Raw genomic sequence first — 19,843 nt, forward strand, 5'->3', positions numbered from 1 at the left:
CGTTCAGCTGACCGCAGGCTGCACGACCAACTCGCCGCTGTCCGCGTCGAGCACGGCCGTGACGCCCACCGGCACCGCCCGCACGTCGAACCCGTGACCGACGGGCAGCCCGCCGAGCACCGGCACCCCGAGCAGCCCGAGCCGGTCGCGCAGCACGTCCACCACCGTCCACCCGCCCGCCGCCGGACTCCTGGCGAACTGCCCGACCGCCACGCCCCGCACGCCGGCGAGGTGGCCGCCGCGCAGGAGCATCGTCAGCAGGCAGTCGATGAGGCCAAGCCCGGCGCCGATGCTCTCCAGCAGCAGGATCGCGCCGTCCAGGCGAGGCAGCGCCCAGCCCGCGGCGGTGGCGACGAGGTCGAGGTTCCCGCCGACCAGCACGCCGCCTGCCTGACCGGAGGTGGTCAGCGCCGCGGTGGGCTCGGCGGGGTCGGCGCGCAGGACGACCGGGGCGGTGGACATCATGCCCAGGCGCACCGACTCGACCAGGCCCGGTGTCGCCCGGTGGGCGTTCCAGCTCACGACGCCGCCGTGCAGGCAGGCGACCCCGGTCTCGCGCAGCACGGCGAGCTGCAGGATGGTCGCGTCGCTGAACCCGACCAGCAGCTTGGGGTCGCGGCGGAGGGCGGCGTGGTCGAGCAGGTCGGCGATGCGGCTCGCGCCCTTGCCGCCGCGGGTGGTGACCACGGCCCGCACGTCGGGGTCGGCCAGCGCGTCGTTGAGGTCGGCCAGGCGGTCGGCGTCGGCGCCCGCCAGGTAGCCGGCGCGGTCGAGGGCGTGCGGTGCGACCTGGGGGCGCAGGCCCCACTCGCGGAGCGCGCGGGTGACCCTGGACAGGCCCGCCTTCGTCGGCGGGGCGGACGGGGACACCAGCCGGACGGTGTCGCCGGGACGCGGTCGGGGCGGCTGGATCATCTGATCACGCTAGCGCCCGGTGGTTCCGGAAGTGGAAGCATTAGTGGACAAAGTGGATTGCGGGCGGGTGTTGTCTGGCAACTTCATGCCAGGACACCTCGGTGTCACCTGACGTTGATTTGCGCTGTGTACTGTCCGAACAGGCGGATAGGCAAGAATTGCGAGTGGCGACAATGGGGAGAGTCGTCACTCGCTGTGTTATGGGCGAGCAAGTGACGAAAGTATCGCCAGGTGTCGGCGGCGGGAGTGCGGTCGGCTCGATCGCGTCGACGGGGGAAGTGGTCCGGCATGGGCGGGGAGATCGCCGTCATCGGGGTGTCGTGCCGGTTTCCCGGGGCGGACGGGCCTGCGGCGCTGTGGCGTTCGCTGCGCGACGGGGTGGACGCCGTCGGTGCCGTCCCCGCTGACCGGTGGGCCGAGGACACGGCTCCTGGGACTGGGGTTGAACTGGGCGGATTCCTCGACGGGGTGGACCGCTTCGACGCGGCGTTCTTCGGGATCTCCCCCCGCGAGGCGGCGGGGATGGACCCGCAGCAGCGGCTGGTGCTGGAGCTGGCGTGGGAGGCCCTCGAGGACTCCGGGACGCTGCCGGGGACGCTGCGCGGATCGGGGGCGGGGCTCTACGTCGGGGTGAGTTCCGGGGACTATTCGGTGTTGCGCGCGCGGGCGGGTTCCGCTGTGGCCGATCCGTTCGCGATGACCGGCCTCAATAGGGGAATGGTCGCTAATAGGACGTCCTACTTCTTGGGCATCGACGGACCGAGTGTCGTTGTCGACACCGGGCAGTCCTCATCGCTTGTCGCGGTCCATTCGGCCTGTTCGGCATTGCGCCGAGAGGAGGTGCGCACCGCGCTGGCGGGTGGCGTCCACCTCAATCTCGCCGTGGAAAGCGCTATCGCCGCCGCCGGATTCGGCGCGCTCTCCCCCGACGGCCGCAGCCGGGCCTTCGACGTGGCGGCGAACGGCCACGCGCGCGGCGAGGGCGGCGGGCTGGTGGTGCTCAAGCGGCTCGCCGACGCCCTGGCCGACGGCGACCCCGTGCTCTGCGTCCTGCGCGGCGGCGCGACCGCGCACGGCGGCGGCGCGCACCTGACGACCCCGGACGCCGATGCCCAGGAGCGGCTGCTGCGCGCCGCCTACCGGGACGCCGGGGTGGACCCGGCGCACGTGCAGTACATCGAGCTGCACGGCACCGGGACGACCGTCGGCGACCCGGTCGAGGCCGCCGCGCTCGGCCGGGTGTTCGGCGCGGGGCGCCGGGCGCCGCTGAGCGTGGGCTCGGTGAAGACCAACATCGGTCACCTGGAGGCCGCGGCGGGTGTCGCGGGGCTCATCAAGGTCGTGCTGGGCATCCGGCACCGGACGGTGCCCGCGAGCCTGCACTTCACCGCGCCGCCGCCGAGCATCCCGCTGGACCGGCTGAACCTGCGGGTGCAGGCGCGGACCGGGCCGTGGGCCGACGCGGAGCGCCCGCTGGTGGCGGGCGTCAGCTCCTTCGGCATGGGCGGCGCGAACTGCCACCTCGTCGTGTCCGAGCACGTGGGCCGGGACGAACCCGGCGACGCTCCCGCGCCGGAGGTGCGCCGGGTGCTGCCGTTCCCGCTGTCGGCCAAGACGCCCGAGGCGCTGCGGGAGCAGGCCGCCCGCCTGCACGCACACCTCGCAGATGGTCCTGCCGCCGGTCCCGCCCCCGGGCCGGCCGACATCGCCTACTCGCTGGCCGCCACCCGCACCGCGTTCGCGCACCGCGCGGTCCTCCTCGCCGCCGACCGCGACGGCCTGCTGGCCGAGTGCCGCGCCCTCGCCGACGGCGGGGTGGGCCGCGTCGCGGACGCGCCGGGCGCGCTGGCGCTGCTGTTCTCCGGCCAGGGCAGCCAGCACGCCGGGATGGCGGCCGGGCTGCGCGCGGAGTTCCCGGTGTTCGCCGAGGCCTTCGCCGAGGCCGCCGCGCACCTGGACCGCGCCCTCGACCGGCCGCTGGCCGCCGTGGTGTCCGCCGAGCCCGGCTCACCCGACTCCGCGCTGCTCGATCAGACCGCCTACACGCAGAGCGCGCTGTTCGCCGTCGAGGTGGCGCTGTACCGGCTGGTGCGGTCGTGGGGCGTGGTCCCGGACCTGCTGGCCGGGCACTCGGTCGGGGAGATCGCCGCCGCGCACGTGGCGGGGGTGCTGTCGCTGCCGGACGCGTGCGCCCTGGTGTCCGCGCGCGGCAGGCTGATGCAGGCGCTGCCCGCCGGGGGCGCGATGGTCGCGGTGGAGGCCGCCGAAGAGGACGTCGTCGCGCTGCTGGCGGGCCGGGAGTCGGCGGTGGCCGTCGCCGCGGTCAACGGGCCGCGCGCGACGGTCGTCTCCGGCGACGAGGAGGCCGTGCTGGCCGTCGCCGCCGCCCTCGCCGACGCCGGGCACCGGACCAAGCGGTTGGCGGTCAGCCACGCCTTCCACTCGCCGAGGATGGACCCGGCCCTCGCCGAGTTCCGCGCCGTCGCCGACGGGCTGACCCACCACGCCCCCGAGATCCCGGTTGTGTCCACTGTGGATGGATGCCCGGTGGCGCGCTTCGACGCCGACTACTGGGTTCGGCAGGCGCGCGAGCCGGTGCGCTTCCTCGACGCCGTGCGCCTGCTGCACGCGCGCGGCGTGCGCGCCTACCTCGAACTCGGTCCCGGCGGCGTGCTGAGCGCCGCCGCCCGCGACTGCCTCGGCCCGGACGCGGCGGACGCGCTGCTGGTGCCCGCCCTGCGCCGCGGCGCCGACGACGTCCGCTCGCTCACCCGCGCCGCGGGCGACCTGCACGCACGCGGTCACGCCGTCGACTGGCCCGGTGTCCTCGCGGGCCTTCCGGTGCGCCGCGTCCCCTTGCCCACCTATGCCTTCCAGCGCGAACGCCACTGGTTCGACGCCGTGCCCGCCCCGGCGCGACCGTCCACGGCGGAGCCCGCCGCCGAGCCGCGCGGTCCGGGCGATCGGGCCGGGGTGGAGCGGGTGGTGCGCGAGCAGGTCGCGCTGGTGCTCGGGCACGCCGGGGCGGACTCGGTCGACCCCGCCGCGAGCTTCCGCGAACTCGGGCTGGGCTCGCTGACCACGGTGGAGCTGTGCGACCGCGTCAACCAGGCGCTCGGCACGGCGGTCCCCGCCGCCGCCCTCTACGACCACAGCACCGCCGCCGCCCTCGCCGAGCACCTGCTCGCCGACGCCCCGCGCGCGGACGCGCCGCGGGGGCCCGCCGCGCCGGACGAGCCGATCGCGATCGTCGCCATGGCCTGCCGCTACCCCGGCGGGGTGCGCACCCCGGAGCAGCTGTGGGAGCTGGTGGCCGAGGGCCGCGACGCGGTCTCGGCGTTCCCGCGCGAGCGCGGCTGGGACCTCGACCGCCTCTTCGCCGAGGACGCCCCGGGCTCCACCTACGTCCGCGAAGGCGGCTTCCTGGCCGACGCCGACCGCTTCGACGCCGAGTTCTTCGGCATCTCCCCGCGCGAGGCGCTGGCGATGGACCCGCAGCAGCGGCTGCTGCTGGAGACGGCGTGGGAGTCCTTCGAGCGGGCCGGGATCGACCCGGCCGCCGCGCCCCGGGTCGGGGTGTTCGTCGGCGTGACGGCCCAGGAGTACGGGCCGCGCCTGCACGAGTCCGCCGCCGGGGTCGAGGGGCACCTGCTGACCGGGGTGTCGCCCAGCGTGGCCTCCGGCCGCATCGCCTACACCTTCGGCTTCGACGGGCCCGCGGTGACGGTGGACACGGCGTGCTCGTCGTCGCTGGTGGCGGTGCACCTGGCGGCGCGGGCGCTGCGCCAGGGCGACTGCGCGCTCGCGGTGGCGGGCGGCGCGGCGGTGATGGCCGCGCCGGGCATGTTCGTGGAGTTCGCCCGCCAGGGCGGCCTGGCGCGCGACGGACGCTGCAAGGCGTTCTCCGCCGACGCCGACGGCACCGGCTGGGCCGAGGGCGCGGGGGTGCTGCTGCTGGAGCGGCTCTCCGACGCACGCCGGGCCGGACACCCCGTGCTGGCGGTGCTGCGCGGGACGGCGGTCAACAACGACGGGCGCTCCAACGGCCTGACCGCGCCGAGCGGGCTGGCGCAGCAGGACGTCGCGCGCCGCGCGCTGGCCGAGGCCCGGCTGACCCCGGACCAGGTCGACCTGGTCGAGGCGCACGGCACCGGCACGGTGCTGGGGGACGCGATCGAGGCGGCGGCGCTGGCCGCGGTCTACGGCGGCGACCGGCCGGCCGGGCGGCCGCTGCTGGTCGGCTCGCTGAAGTCCAACATCGGCCACACCCAGGCGGCGGCAGGCGTGGCCGGGGTGATCAAGACCGTGCTGGCGATGCGGCACGGGATCGCGCCCCGCACCCTGCACGTCGGCGAACCGACGTCCCAAGTGGACTGGGCGGCGTCGGGGATGGCGCTGCTGACCCAGGCCCGCCCGTGGGAGCCCGGCGGCGGGCCGCGGCGGGCGGCGGTGTCGTCCTTCGGCATCAGCGGGACCAACGCGCACGCGGTCATCGAGGAGGTCGCGCGGGAGGCGGCGCCCGCCGCCGCGGCCCCGCACGGGCCGCCCGTCCCGCTGGCCCTCTCGGCCAAGGGCGACAAGGCGCTGCGGGCCAGGGCGGCGGACCTGCTCGCGCTGCTGGAGGACACCGACCCGGTCGACCTCGCGCGCGCCTTGGCGGACGTGCCCGCCCTCGGCTCCCGGGCCGTGGTGGTGGGCCGCGACCGCGACGAGGTCGCCGTGGGCCTGCGGGCGGTCGCCGAGGGCGAGCCCGGCGCGCTGACCGGCACCGCCGCGGGCGGCAGGCTGGCCTTCCTGTTCTCCGGCCAGGGCAGCCAGTGCGCCGGGATGGGCGCGAGCCTGCACGCGAGCTACCCGGTTTTCGCCGCCGCCTTCGACCGGGTGTGCGCGGCGCTGGACCCGCACCTGGACCGTCCTCTGAGGTCTGTCGTGTTCGCTGAGGACGCCGAGGCGCTGGAGCGGACCGAGTACGCCCAGCCCGCGCTGTTCGCCGTCGAGGTGGCCCTGTTCCGGCTGCTGGAGCACTGGGGCGTGCGCCCCGACTTCGTGATCGGCCACTCGGTCGGCGAGTTCGCCGCCGCGCACGCCGCGGGCGCGCTGTCGCTCGCCGAGGCCTGCGCGCTCGTGGCGGCCCGGGGCAGGCTCATGCAGGCGCAGCCCGGCGGCGGGGCGATGGCGGCCATCGAGGCCGCCGAGGAGGACGTGCTGGCGTCCCTGCCGGAACGGGTCGTCCTGGCCGCGGTCAACGGTCCGCGGTCGGTGGTCGTCTCCGGTGACGCCGACGCGGTCGCGGCCGTCGCCGAGGAGTGGGCCCGGCGGGGCGCGCGGACGCGGTCGCTGCGGGTCAGCCACGCCTTCCACTCCCCGCACATCGACGGCGCGCTCGACGGGCTGCGCGCCGCCACCGCGGTCACCGCGCGCCCGCTCGTGGTGCCGCTGGTCTCGACGCTGACCGGTGGCCCGGTCACCGGCGACGACCTGGCCGACCCGGAGCACTGGGCCGAGCACGCCCGGCGGCCGGTGCGCTTCCACGACGGCGTGCGGTGGCTGGCCGAGCACGGGGTCACCGCGTTCCTGGAGGTCGGACCGGACGGCGCGCTGGCGGCGGCGGCGAGCGGCACCGCGGGCGGCGGCGCTGTGGTGGTCGCCGCGCAGCGCCGCGACCGCCCGCAGGCCGCCACCCTGGTCGCCGCGGTCGGGGCGCTGCACGCGGCCGGTGTCCCGGTGGACCTCGCGCGGGTGATCGGCACCCCGAAGCGGCCGGTGGACCTGCCGACCTACCCGTTCCAGGACGCGCGCTACTGGCTGCCGCCGGGCAGCGGGCGGGTCGACCGGGCGGCGCTGGGCCTCGGCGGGGACGAGCACCCGCTGGTCGGCGCGGTCGTGGACCTGCCGGACGGATCGCTCGCGGGCACCGGCGCGGTGTCGCTGTCGACGCACCCGTGGCTGGCCGACCACGTCGTCTCCGGCCGGGTGGTGGTGCCCGCGACGGTGTTCGTGGAGCTGGTGGCGCAGGTGTCGGGGCTGGCGGTCGCCGAGCTGGTCGTGTCCGCGCCGCTGGTGCTCGCCGAGGAGGGCGCGGTCGTGCTGCGGGTGGTCGCGGACCCGCCGGACGAGGACGGGGCGCGCGAGGTGCGGGTGCACTCCCGGCAGACGGACGGCGGGTGGTCGGAGCACGCGGGCGGCAGGGTCGCGCCACCAACCGGCGAGCCCGGCGAGCCCGATTTGGGGACTTGGCCGCCGGAGGGCGCCGAGGAGATGCCGGTCGATGCGGTCTACGCGGACCTGGCGCGGGCCGGGCTGGCCTACGGGCCGTCCTTCCGGGGCATGACCCGCGTGTGGCGGGCAGGCGACGACGTGTGCGCCGAGCTGGCGCTGCCCGACGGGCTCGCGGGCGCGGCCCGCGGCTGCGCCGTGCACCCGGCGCTGTTGGACGCCGCCCTGCACCCGGCGGGCGTGCTGGGCTTCTTCGGCGGGGACGGCTCCCCGGTGCGGCTGCCGTTCGCCTGGTCCGGGGTGCGGGTGCGCGCCCGCGGCGCGACCGCGGCCAGGGTGCGGGTCTCCCCGCGCGGGCGCGACACCGTCGCGCTGCGGCTCACCGACGCGGCGGGCCTGCCGGTGGCCGAGGTCGACTCGCTGGTGGTGCGCGCTCTCCCGACCGGGCGGGCCGACGCGCTGCTGCGGCTGTCCTGGGAACCGGTCGAGGCCGACCACGCGGGCGCCCTCGACTGGGCGCTGCTCGGCGACGACAGCGAGATCGATGGCGGGATCGACATCGCGTTCGATCCGCCGCGGCGCGTCGCGGACCTGGCCGAGCTGGACGCCGTTCCCCCTGTGGTGGTGGCCTCCGTCAGCGCGGACGCGGGCGCGGTGCCGGGCGCGGTCGCGCGGACCTGCCACCGGGTGCTGGCGCTGGTGCGGGCCTGGCTGGCGGAGGACCGCTTCGCCGGGTCGCGCCTGGTCGTGCTGACCCGGGGCGCGGTCGCGGTGGACCAGCCCGACCTGGCACTGGCCGCGGCCTGGGGACTCGTGCGCTCCGCGCAGCGGGAGAACCCTGACCGGCTGCTGCTGGTGGACATCGATGACGACCCGCGTTCGGCCGCCCGGCTCGCCGCCGCGCGGGCCACCGACGAACCGCAGCTGGCGATCCGCGCGGGCGAGCTGCTCGCCCCCCGCCTGGCACGGTCCGCCGCGAGCACGGCCTCCCCCGTGGGCTGGGCCGACGGGACGGTGCTGGTCACCGGGGCGAGCGGGGCGCTCGGCGCGCTGGTCGTGCGGCGGCTGGTCGAGCGGCACGGCGTGCGGCGGCTGCTGCTGGCCTCGCGCCGGGGCGCGGACGCGCCGGGCGCGCGGGAGCTGTCCGCCGCGGTGGCCGAGCTGGGGGCGGCGGCCGACTGGGCGGCCTGCGACGCCGGCGACCGCGACGCCGTGGCCGCGCTGCTCGCCTCGGTTCCCGCCGCCCACCCGCTGAGCGCGGTCGTGCACGTGGCCGGGGTGCTCGACGACGGCGTGGTCGGAGCGCTGACCCCGCATCGGGTGGATGCGGTGCTGCGGCCGAAGGCCGACGCCGCCTGGCACCTGCACGAGCTGACCCGCGACGCGGGCCTCGGGGCGTTCGTGCTGTTCTCCTCGGCCTCCGGCGTCTTCGGCGCGGCCGGGCAGGCCAACTACGCCGCGGCGAACAGCTTCCTCGACGCGCTCGCCCGGCACCGCCGGTCGCTGGGCCTCGCGGCGACCTCGGTGGCCTGGGCGCCGTGGGCGTCGGCGGGCATGGCGGGCGGCCTGGACGCCCGCGACCAGGCCAGGCTGGCGGGCATCGGCATGGCCGCACTGTCCGATGAGGACGGACTGGCGCTGTTCGACGCCGCGCTGGGCGCCGAGGAGCCCGCCGTGGTGGCGCTGCGGGTCGACGTGCCCGCGCTGCGCCTCGCGCCGGGCGAGCGGCCTCCGCCGCTGCTGCGCGGCCTGGTCCGGGTGCCCGGCGCGGCTCCGGCGCGGACCGGGCGGTCCGGGCGCGCGGCGCTGGCCGAGCTGGGCGGCGCGGAGCGGGAACGGGCCGTGCTCGACTTGGTGCGCGCCGAGGTGGCCGCGGTGCTCGACCACGCCGCGCCCGGCCGGGTGGACGTGCGGAAGGGTTTCCGCGACCTGGGGGTGGACTCGCTGACCGGGGTCGAGCTGCGCAACCGGCTGGCCAAGGCGACGGGGCTGGCGCTGTCCCCGACGGCGGTGTTCGACCACCCGACCCCGGAGGTCCTGGCCCGGCACCTGCTCGACCGGCTCGCCCCCGAGCCCGCCGCCGCGCCGGAGCCCGCGGCCGGTGCCGACCTGCCTGACACCGACTTGCCTGGTGCGGACCTGGCTGGCGCTGACCTGCCTGACGTCGACCTGGCTGACGTCGACCTGCCTGATGCCGACCTGATCGACGAACTCGATGTGGACGACCTCATCCGGCTGGCGCGCGAGAGCCTCGGCTGAGGCGGACGGGAAGAGACCAGATGGCCAGCAAGCCCGAGGACGTCGTCGGCGCGCTGCGCGACACCGTGAAGGAGGTCGTCCGCCTCCGCAAGCGCAACCAGGAGCTGGTCGACGGCGCGCACGAGCCGATCGCCGTGGTCGGCATGGCGTGCCGGTACCCGGGCGGGGTGCGCACGCCCGAGCAGCTGTGGGCGCTGGTGGAGTCCGGGCGCGACGCGGTCTCGGGGTTCCCGACCGACCGCGGCTGGGACCTCGACGCGCTGTCGGACCCCGACGACCCCAGCACCGGCACGTCCTCGGTGCGCGAGGGCGGCTTCCTGCACGACGCGGCCGAGTTCGACCCGGGGTTCTTCGGGATCTCGCCGCGTGAGGCGTTGGCGATGGATCCGCAGCAGCGGTTGCTGCTGGAGGTGTCGTGGGAGGTGTTCGAGCGGGCCGGGATCGACCCGGATTCCCTGCGCGGCAGTCGGACCGGCGTGTACGCGGGCGTCATGTACCACGACTACGGCCCGCCGCTGCACGTGCCGAACGGCCTGGTCGACGGCCACCTGCTGACCGGCGGCACCGGCAGCGTCCTGTCCGGCCGGGTGTCCTATGTGCTCGGTCTGGAGGGGCCCGCGGTCACGGTGGACACGGCGTGCTCGTCGTCGCTGGTGACGCTGCACCTGGCGGCGCGGGCGCTGCGCTCCGGGGAGTGCTCGCTGGCGCTGGCGGGCGGGGTCACGGTGATGTCGACGCCGGGCACGTTCGTGGAGTTCACCCGGCAGCGCGGGCTGGCCCCGGACGGGCGCTGCAAGTCCTTCGCGCAGGCCGCCGACGGCACCGGCTGGGCCGAGGGCGCCGGGGTGCTGCTGCTGGAGCGGCTCTCCGACGCGCGCCGCAACGGGCACCGCGTGTTGGGCGTCGTCCGCGGCTCCGCGGTCAACTCCGACGGCGCGTCCAACGGCCTGACCGCGCCGAACGGGCCCTCGCAGCAGCGGGTGATCCGCGCGGCCCTGGCCGACGCCCGGCTGACCCCAGCCGACGTCGACGCCGTGGAAGCCCACGGCACCGGCACCCGTCTCGGCGACCCGATCGAGGCCCAGGCGCTGCTGGCCACCTACGGCCAGGACCGCGACGAGCCGCTGCGGCTGGGCTCGATCAAGTCCAACATCGGCCACACGCAGGCCGCCGCCGGGGTCGCCGGGGTCATCAAGATGGTGATGGCGATGCGGCACGGCGTGCTGCCCGGCACCCTGCACGTGGACCGGCCCACGGCCGCCGTCGACTGGTCGATGGGCGCGGTGGAGCTGCTGACCGGGAACACCGCGTGGCCGCAGACCGGGCGGGCGCGCCGGGCGGCCGTGTCGTCGTTCGGCATCGGCGGGACCAACGCGCATGTCGTGCTCGAACAGGGCGAACCAGAGCCCGCACCTGAGCCCGCCGGGGCCGGGGACGAGGTCGTGCCGTGGGTGCTGTCGGCGCGCTGCGCGGGTGCGCTGCGGGAGCAGGCCGCGCGGCTGCGCGAGGTCGCCGAAGCCGCGGGCGTCCTGGAAGTCGGGGCGGCGCTGGCGCGGACCAGGGCGGTGCACGACCACCGCGCTGTCGCGGTGGGCCGCACCCGCGAGGAGCTGCTGTCCGCACTGGACCGGATCGCCTCGGGCGAGCCCGGGACCTCAGGCGTCGCGGCCGGGCGACCGCGGGTGGTGTTCGTGTTCCCGGGCCAGGGGTCGCAGTGGGCGGGCATGGCGGGAGAATTGCTGGAGTCCTCGCCGGTGTTCGCCGAGCGGTTCGGCGAGTGTGAGGCGGCGTTGCGGCCGTGGGTCGACTGGTCGGTCCGCGAGGCCGTGACCAGTGCTGATCCGGCCGCGCTCGACCGCGTGGATGTGGTGCAGCCCGCGTTGTTCGCGATGATGGTGTCGCTGGCGGCGGTGTGGCGTTCGCTCGGCGCGGAGCCTGACGCGGTGGTCGGGCATTCGCAGGGCGAGATCGCCGCGGCGGTGGTCAGCGGCGCGCTGTCGCTGGCCGACGGGGCGCGGGTGGTGGCGCTGCGGTCGCGGGCGATCGCCGAGCACCTGGCCGGGCCGGGCGGGATGCTGTCGGTCGCGGCGACGGTGGCGGAGGTCGAGGCGTGGATCGTCCGCGACGGCGTGTCCGTCGCGGTGGCCGCGGTCAACGGCCCGGCGTCGGTGGTGGTGTCCGGGGACGGCGCGGCACTGGACGCATGGGCGTCCACACTGGACTCCGCTGGGGTCAGGGTGCGCCGGATCGCGGTCGACTACGCCTCCCATTCCCCTGCGGTCGAAGGGGTGCGCCCGGCGGTGCTCGCCGCGGCGTCGGAGATCAGCCCCGCCGCCGCGCGGGTGCCGTTCTTCTCCACGGTCACCGGCGACTGGCTGGACACCTCCGGCATGGACGCGGGCTACTGGTACCGGAACCTGCGCGAGACCGTCCGCTTCGCCGAGGCCACGAGGGCCCTGGTCGGGCAGGGCTTCACCGCGTTCGTCGAGGTGAGCCCGCACCCGGTGCTGACCGTCGGCGTCGAGCAGTCCGGCGAGGCCGAGGGCAGCGCCGTCACCGCCGTCGGCACGCTGCGCCGCGACGACGGCGGCCGGGACCGGCTGCTCACCGCCGCCGCCGAGCTGTTCGCCGCGGGCGTCCCCATCGACTGGGCCGGGCAGTTCCCCGCCACCGGCCGCGTCGAGCTGCCGACCTACCCGTTCCAGCGGCAGCGGCTGTGGCTGGACTCGGCGGTGGACTCCGCCGACCTGTCCGCCGCGGGCCTGCGCCCGGCCGGGCACCCGCTGCTGAGCGCGGTGGTCGAGCTGGCGGGCTCCGACGGCGCGGTGTTCACCGGCGGTGTCGCGCTCGCCGACCACCCGTGGCTCGCCGACCACACCCTGGGCGACTCGGTCGTGCTGCCCGCCACCGCGTTCCTCGACCTCGCGCTGCACGCCGGCGCCCACACCGGCCGCGACCGGGTCGAGGCGCTGTCGGTGCACACGCCGCTGGTCCTGCCCGGCGACGGCGCGGTGAGCCTGCGCGTCGAGGCCGTCGCGGGCGCGTTCGGGGTGTACTCGCGGACCGGCGACGACGGACCGTGGACGCGGCACGCCACCGGCCAGCTGACCGAGGCCGGGCCGGGGACCGCGGCGGCGGAGCCGCTCGGCGGGAACGTCGTCACCGAGGTCGCCTTGCCCGACGGGGTCGACGCGGCGGGGTACCTGCTGCACCCGGCGCTGCTCGCCCGGGTCGGGGTCGAGGCGTCCGGGGACGAGACCCTGCTGCCGTGGTCGTGGACCGGCGTGGTGGTCGGGGTGTCGGGGGCCAGGAGCCTGCGGGTGCGGACAACCAGCACGGGGGAGGGCGCCTTCGCGCTGGAGGCCACCGACGCCGACGGCCGCGTGGTGCTCGCGGCGGACTCGGTCGCCCTGCGGCCCACGGTGCTCGAGCGCACCGCCGTGTCCCTGCACGCCGTGGACTGGGTTCCCCTGCGGCCGGTCGACCCGAGCCCGCCGCGCTGGGCGACGTGGGACAGCATGTCCGAAGTGGACACGCCGGTTCCCGGTGTGGTCGTCCTCCCGATCGAGGTCGAGGACGGCGGCGATCCGGTCGCCGCCGCCCGCGACACCGCCGGGCGCGCCCTCGCGGCGGTGCGCGACTGGCTGGCCGACGACCGCTTCGCCGCCTCCCGGCTGGTCGTGCTCACCTCCGGCGCGGTCGCGCCGCCGGGGTCGGCGCCCCCCGTGCCCGCCCTCGCGCCGGTCTGGGGCCTGGTGCGGGCCGCGCAGGCCGAGCACCCCGACCGCTTCACCCTGGTGGACGCCGCCCCCGAGGACCGCTCCGTCGCGCTGGCCGCCGCCGTCGCCTCGGGCGAGCCGCGGCTGGCCCACCGCGCGGGCACGACGTGGGCGCCCCGCCTGGTCCGCAGGCCCGGAACCGGCGAGGCTGCCGCGCCCGACCCGGACGGCACCGTCCTGGTCACCGGCGCGACCGGCGGCCTCGGCGCGCTGATCGCCCGTCACCTGGTGGTCGGGCACGGCGTGCGGCACCTGCTGCTGACCAGCCGCCGCGGCCCCGCCGCGCCGGGAGCCGACGCGCTGGTCGCCGAGCTGTCCGAGCTGGGGGCACGGGTGTCCCTCCTCGCCTGCGACACCGCCGACCGCGACGCGGTGGAGCGGCTGCTGGCCACCGTGCCCGCCGAGCACCCGCTGACCGGGGTCGTGCACACCGCGGGCGTGCTGGACGACGGCACCGTGCAGGCGCTCACCCCGGAGCGGCTCGACGCGGTCATGCGGCCCAAGGTGGACGCGGCCTGGCACCTGCACGAGCTGACCGCGGACGCGGACCTGGCCTGGTTCGTGCTGTTCTCCTCCGTGGCGGGCACCGTCGGCGGCGCGGGTCAGGCGAACTACGCCGCGGCCAACGCCTTCCTCGACGCCCTCGCCGAGCACCGCGCCGCGGCGGGCCTGCCCGCCCAGTCGCAGGCGTGGGGCCTGTGGGCCGAGCGCAGCGCCCTCACCGCCGACCTCGACGCGGTCGACCGGCGGCGGCTGGGCCGCTCGGGCATCGTGCCGATGGCCGCGGACGAGGGGCTCGCCCTCTTCGACGCCGCCCTGCGCGACGGCGGCGCGACGGTGGCCCCGGTCCGGCTGGACCTCGCCGCGGTGCGCGCGGGCGAGGAGGTGCCGCACGTGCTGCGCGGCCTGGTGCGCGCGCCGCTGCGCCGGGCGGGCGCGGAGTCGCCGCTGCTGGAGCGGCTGCGCGGCCTCGACGGGACCGGGCAGCGCGAGGCGCTGCGGGAACTGGTGCTCGACCAGGCCGCCGCGGTGCTGGGCCACGACTCCGCGGGCGCGATCAGCGGCGAGCGGGCCTTCCGGGAACTGGGCTTCGACTCGCTGACCGCCGTCGAGCTGCGCAACCGGCTCGCCACGGCGACTGGCCTGCGGCTGCCCACGACCACCGTCTTCGACCACCCGACCCCGTCCGGCCTCGCCGAGCACCTGCGCGGGCTGCTGCTCGGCCGCGCGGACACCGCCGTCGCCCCGGCCGCCCCCCTCGGCGCGGTGGACGAACCGATCGCGATCGTGGCGATGGGCTGCCGCTTCCCCGGCGACGCCGCCACCCCGGAGGCGTTCTGGGAGCTGCTGCGCGCGGGCGGGCACGCCGCCTCGGCGTTCCCGACCGACCGCGGCTGGGACCTCGACGCGCTGTTCGACCCGGACCCCCAGCGCCCGGGCCGCAGCTCCGTGCGCGAGGGCGGCTTCCTGCCCGACGCCGACGGGTTCGACGCGGCGTTCTTCGGGATCTCGCCGCGTGAGGCGTTGGCGATGGATCCGCAGCAGCGGTTGCTGCTGGAGGTGTCGTGGGAGGTGTTCGAGCGGGCCGGGATCGACCCGGACTCGCTGCGCGGCAGCCCGACCGGGGTGTTCGTCGGCACCAACGGGCAGGACTACGGCAGCGGGCTCGACCACGTGCCCGACGGCGCCGAGGGCTACCTGCTGACCGGCGGCGCGGGCAGCGTGCTGTCCGGCCGCCTGTCCTATGTGTTCGGTCTGGAGGGACCGGCGGTCACGGTGGACACGGCGTGCTCGGCCTCGCTGGTGGGCATCCACCTGGCTGCGCGGGCGCTGCGGTCCGGGGAGTGCTCGCTGGCGCTGGCGGGCGGGGTCACGGTGATGGCGACGCCCAGCACGTTCGTGGAGTTCTCCCGCCAGCGCGGTCTCGCGCCGGACGCCCGGTGCAAGGCGTTCGCCGGCGCGGCGGACGGGACGAGCTGGTCGGAGGGCGTGGGGGTGCTGCTGCTGGAGCGGCTGTCCGACGCGCGCCGCAACGGCCACCGCGTGCTGGCCACGGTGCGGGGGTCGGCGGTCAACCAGGACGGGGCGTCCAACGGGCTGACCGCGCCGAACGGGCCGTCGCAGCAGCGGGTGATCCGCGCGGCGCTGGCCTCGGCCGGCCTGGCCGCGCGGGACGTCGACGCCGTCGAGGCGCACGGCACCGGGACCCGGCTCGGCGACCCGATCGAGGCGCAGGCGCTGCTGGCGACCTACGGGCAGGACCGCGTCGAGCCGCTGTGGCTCGGGTCGGTGAAGTCCAACATCGGGCACACGCAGGCGGCGGCGGGGGTCGCCGGGGTGATCAAGATGGTGATGGCGATGCGGCACGGCGTGCTGCCCAAGACGCTGCACGTGGACGAGCCGACGCCGCACGTGGACTGGGAGGCGGGCGCGGTGTCGCTGCTGACCGGGGAGACGGCGTGGCCGGAGACGGGCCGCCCGCGCCGGGCCGGGGTGTCCTCGTTCGGCGTCAGTGGGACCAACGCGCACGTCATCCTCGAACAGCCCGACTCTGAGCCTGCCGCACCCGCCGCCGAGGACGACGGCGGTGTGGTGCCGTGGGTGCTGTCGGCGCGCAGCGAGGCCGCGCTCCGGGCGCAGGCCGAGCGGCTGCGCGCGTTCGCCGAGCGCGAGCCCGACGCGGGCGCGCGCGACATCGCCGCCGCCCTGGGCGCTCGCGCGGTGCACGAGCACCGCGCGGTCGCCCTCGGCGCGAGCCGGGCCGAACTGCTGGCCGGGCTCGGCGGGCCGGTGACCGGGCGGGCGTCCGGGCGGCCCAAGCTGGCGCTGCTGTTCAGCGGGCAGGGCAGCCAGCACGCGGGCATGGGCCGCGACCTCAGCGCGGCGTACCCGGTGTTCCGCGACGCCCTCGCCGAGGTGTGCGCCGCCTTCGACGGCCTGCTGCCGCACCCGCTGCGCCCGGTCATGTCCGATGTGGACGGTGAGGCGGCCGGGCTGCTGGACCGCACCGAGTTCACCCAGCCTGCGCTGTTCGCCTTCGAGGTCGCGCTGACGGCGCTGCTGCGCTCCTGGGGCGTGGAACCGGACTACCTCATCGGCCACTCGGTCGGCGAGCTGGCCGCCGCGCACGTGGCCGGGGTGCTCACCCTCGCCGACGCCTGCGCGCTCGTCGCCGCCCGCGCCCGGCTGATGCAGGGGCTGCCGGAGGGCGCCATGGCCGCGCTGCCCGCAGCCGAGGCCGAGGTCGCCGCCTCGCTGGCCGAGATCGGCGGCCAGGTCGACATCGCGGCGGTGAACGGGCCGGCGTCCACGGTGGTCTCCGGCGACCCCGACGCCGTCGCCGAGGTCGCCGCGCACTGGCGCGGGCGCGGGCGCGAACCGCGCGCCCTGCGGGTGCGCCGCGCGTTCCACTCCGCGCACGTCGACGCCGTGCGCGAGGACCTGCTGCGGGTCGCCGCCGCCGTCTCCTACGGCCGGGCGCGCGTCCCGGTGGTGTCGAACGTGACCGGCGCGGTCATCGACCCGGAGCGGCTGCGCGACCCGGGCTACTGGGTCGAGCACGCGCGCGGCCGGGTCCGCTTCCACGACGGGGTCAGGGACCTGCTCGACCGCGGCGTCACCGCGTTCCTGGAAGTCGGTCCGGGCGGCGCGCTCACCACGATGACGCGAGCCGCCGCCGAGGATCGCGACCTCAACGCTGACCCGGGCACTGACTCGGGTGCCGTCGTGGTGGCGGCGGTGCGGCGGGATCAGCCGGAGGCGCGGACGCTGACCGAGGCGGCGGCGGCGCTGTTCGTGCGCGGCACCCCCGTCGACTGGGCCGCGGTGCGGGGCGGTCCGGGCGCGGGCGGTGTGGACCTGCCGACGTACCCCTTCCAGCACGAGCGCTTCTGGCTGGGCCGCTCCGGCGGGCGCGGGCCGACCGGGCTGGAGTCGGTCGGGCTGCGCCCCTCCGGGCACCCGCTGCTCGGCGCGGCGCTCGGCCTGGCCAGGGACGGCGGGACCGTCGCCACCGGCGCGGTGTCGGTCCAGAGCCACCCGTGGCTGGCCGACCACGTCGTGCGCGGCCGGGTCCTCTTCCCCGCCGCCGCGTTCCTGGAGATGGCCGCGCACCTGGGCGCGGAGACCGGCTGCGAGCGGGTGGCCGAGGCGGTCATCGAGGCCCCGCTGGTGCTCGACCAGCGCGGCACGACGGCGCTGCAGGCGACGGTGGGCGAGCCGGGCGCCGACGGCGGGCGGGCGTTCGCGATCCACTCCCGCGACGCCGCCGGGTCGTCGGCCTGGACCCGGCACGTCAGCGGCGTGCTCGCCCCGGACCCCGCCGGAACGCCCGCCGTCGAGGAAGGGCCCTGGCCTCCCTCGGACGCGGAGACGATCGCCGTGGACGAGCTGTACGAGTGGTTCGCGGGGACCGGATTCCGGTACGGCCCGCTGTTCCAGGGCGTGCGCGCGGCGTGGCGGCGCGGCGAGGAGGTGTTCGGCGAGGTGGCACTGCCCGGGGACGCCGACCGGTTCGGCCTGCACCCGGCGCTGCTGGACGCGGCGATGCAGCTCATGGCCCTGACCGACCTGCCCGGCGTCGACCGGGGCGTGCTGCCCTTCACCTGGGGCGGGGTGCGGGTCCACCGGAGCGGCGCGACCCGGCTGCGCGTGCGGGTGAGCCGCACCGGTCAGGACACCGTCGCGCTGGCCGCCGCCGACGAGACCGGGGCGCCGGTCGTCACCGCGGCGGAACTGGTCATGCGGCCCGTGCCCGAGCGGCTTTCCCCGGAAGGCGCGGGCGAGCTGCACGGGGTGGCCTGGATGGCGGCGCCGGACGGGCGGCTCGCGGGCACCCGGGTGTCCGTCGGCGACCTCGGCACCGGCGAGCCCGCCGACCACCCCGACCTGGCGTCGCTGTCGGCCGCGGACGCCCCGGTGCCCGACGTCGTCGTGGTCGCCTGCCCGAGCGCCCCACCGGGGACCGGGCTGGCCGACGCCGCGCTGGAGGTCACCGGCCGGGTGCTGGAGCTGGTGCGGGCCTGGCTCGCCGAGGACCGGCTCGCCGAGGCGCGACTCGTCGTGCTGACCCGCTCGGCGGTGGCCACCGGTCGCGAGCAGGCCGAGCTGGACCTGGCGCAGGCCCCCGCCTGGGGGCTGCTGCGCTCCGCGCAGACCGAGCACCCCGGCCGGTTCGCGCTGGTGGACCTGGACGAGCACCCCGCCTCGGCCGTCGCGCTCGACGCTGCGCTGGCCGCCGGGGAAGACCAGGTGGCCGTCCGCTCAGGCGACGTGCTGGTGCCGCGCCTGGTGCGCAGGCCCAGCCCGCCGGTGGCGGGTATCGCGCCGATCGAGGGCACCGCGCTGGTCACCGGCGCCACCGGCACCCTGGGCCGGGCCGTGGCCCGCCACCTGGTGGCCGAGCACGGCGCGCGGCGGCTGCTGCTGCTCAGCCGCGGCGGGCCCGCCGCCCCCGGCGGGTCCGAGCTGGTGGCCGAGCTGACCGCCGCGGGCGCGGCGGTGTCGCTGGTGGCCTGCGACGTCGCCGACCGCGACGCGCTCGCCGCCGTGCTGGCGGGCATCCCGGCCGAGCACCCGCTGACCACCGTCGTGCACACCGCCGGGGTGCTGGCCGACGCGGTCGTGGGCTCGCTGACCCCGGGGCGGATCGCGGAGGTGTTCGCGCCCAAGGTCCGCGGCGCGCTCAACCTGCACGAGCTGACCAGGCAGGCGGACCTGGCGCACTTCGCGCTGTTCTCCTCGGTCGCGGGCATCGTCGGGTCGGCGGGCCAGGGCAACTACGCCGCCGCCAACGCCTTCCTCGACGCCCTCGCCCAGCAGCGCGCCCGGCAGGGGCTGCCCGCGGTGTCGCTGGCCTGGGGCCTGTGGGCCGAGGACAGCGGCATGACCGCCGACCTCGCCGCCGCCGACCGCCGCCGCATCGCCGCCACCGGGGTCGTCCCGCTGTCTACAGAGGACAACCTCGCGCTGTTCGACGCCGCTGCCGCCGCGGGCGAGCCGCTGCTGGTCCCGGCCAGGCTGCACCCGCCCGCCGGGCGTGCGCTGTTCCAGCGGCTCGCCCGCCCGGCGCAGCGGCCCGCGCGTCCCGCCGCGCGGGCGCAGGCGTGGCCGGACAGGCTGGCGGGCAAGTCCGACGCCGAGCGGCGCAAGCTGCTGGTGGAGCTGGTGTGCGCGGAGGCGGCGGCGGTCCTCGGGCACGCCGACGCCCGTGCCGTCGCCCCCGACCGCGGCCTGCTCGACTCCGGCTTCGACTCGCTCACCGCCGTCGAACTGCGCAACCGCCTCGGCGAGCGCACCGGCCTGCGGCTGCACGCCACGCTGCTCTTCGACTACCCGACACCCACCCTCGTCGCCGGGCACCTGCTGGAGCGGCTCGCGCCGGAGCCGGGCGCGGCCACCGCGCCCGTGCTGGCCGAGATCGACCGCCTCCGGTCGAGCCTGACGGCACTGGGTGGCTCCGGCGCGGGCGGCACCGACCCCGCCGATCCCGCTGCCACCGCCGAGATCGGCGAGCGGCTGCGCGAGCTGGTGCGGCTCTGGCAGGACACCGCCGGTGGCCCGGCCGAGGACGCCGAGCCCGGCGCGCTCGGCTCCGCGAGCGACGAAGAGATGTTCGACCTGATCAGCAAGCGCTTCGGAATCTCCTGACCCCCGCCCGTCCCTCCCGTTCTGGA

General features: G+C 77.3%; 3 protein-coding genes. 2 read left to right on the top strand and 1 reads right to left on the bottom strand.

The features are described 5' to 3' along the window. Nucleotides 1-3 precede the first annotated feature (3 nt). Nucleotides 4-915, bottom strand: coding sequence for a S66 peptidase family protein (locus tag ACFPM7_RS01490; RefSeq protein WP_378242900.1), 912 nt, complete (start codon nt 913-915; stop codon nt 4-6). A gap of 288 nt (nt 916-1,203) precedes the next feature. Between ACFPM7_RS01490 and ACFPM7_RS01495 the strand changes: the two genes are divergently transcribed. Further along, nucleotides 1,204-9,390: an SDR family NAD(P)-dependent oxidoreductase gene (locus ACFPM7_RS01495; RefSeq protein WP_378242902.1), complete on the top strand. Its 8,187-nt coding sequence runs from the start codon at nt 1,204-1,206 to the stop codon at nt 9,388-9,390. A gap of 20 nt (nt 9,391-9,410) precedes the next feature. Continuing rightward, nucleotides 9,411-19,817 (top strand): SDR family NAD(P)-dependent oxidoreductase, encoded by a 10,407-nt coding sequence (locus ACFPM7_RS01500; protein ID WP_378242905.1) that lies wholly within the window; start codon nt 9,411-9,413, stop codon nt 19,815-19,817. Nucleotides 19,818-19,843: the final 26 nt, after the last annotated feature.

Origin of the sequence: Actinokineospora guangxiensis (assembly GCF_042657845.1) — a bacterium.
In the GTDB taxonomy this organism is placed as follows: Bacteria; Actinomycetota; Actinomycetes; order Mycobacteriales; family Pseudonocardiaceae; genus Actinokineospora; species Actinokineospora guangxiensis.

Coding starts and splice junctions, on each gene's coding strand:
- ACFPM7_RS01490 (WP_378242900.1), bottom strand. CDS start 915: ATGATCCAGCCGCCCCGACCGCGTCCCGGCGACACCGTCCGGCTGGTG.
- ACFPM7_RS01495 (WP_378242902.1), top strand. CDS start 1,204: ATGGGCGGGGAGATCGCCGTCATCGGGGTGTCGTGCCGGTTTCCCGGG.
- ACFPM7_RS01500 (WP_378242905.1), top strand. CDS start 9,411: ATGGCCAGCAAGCCCGAGGACGTCGTCGGCGCGCTGCGCGACACCGTG.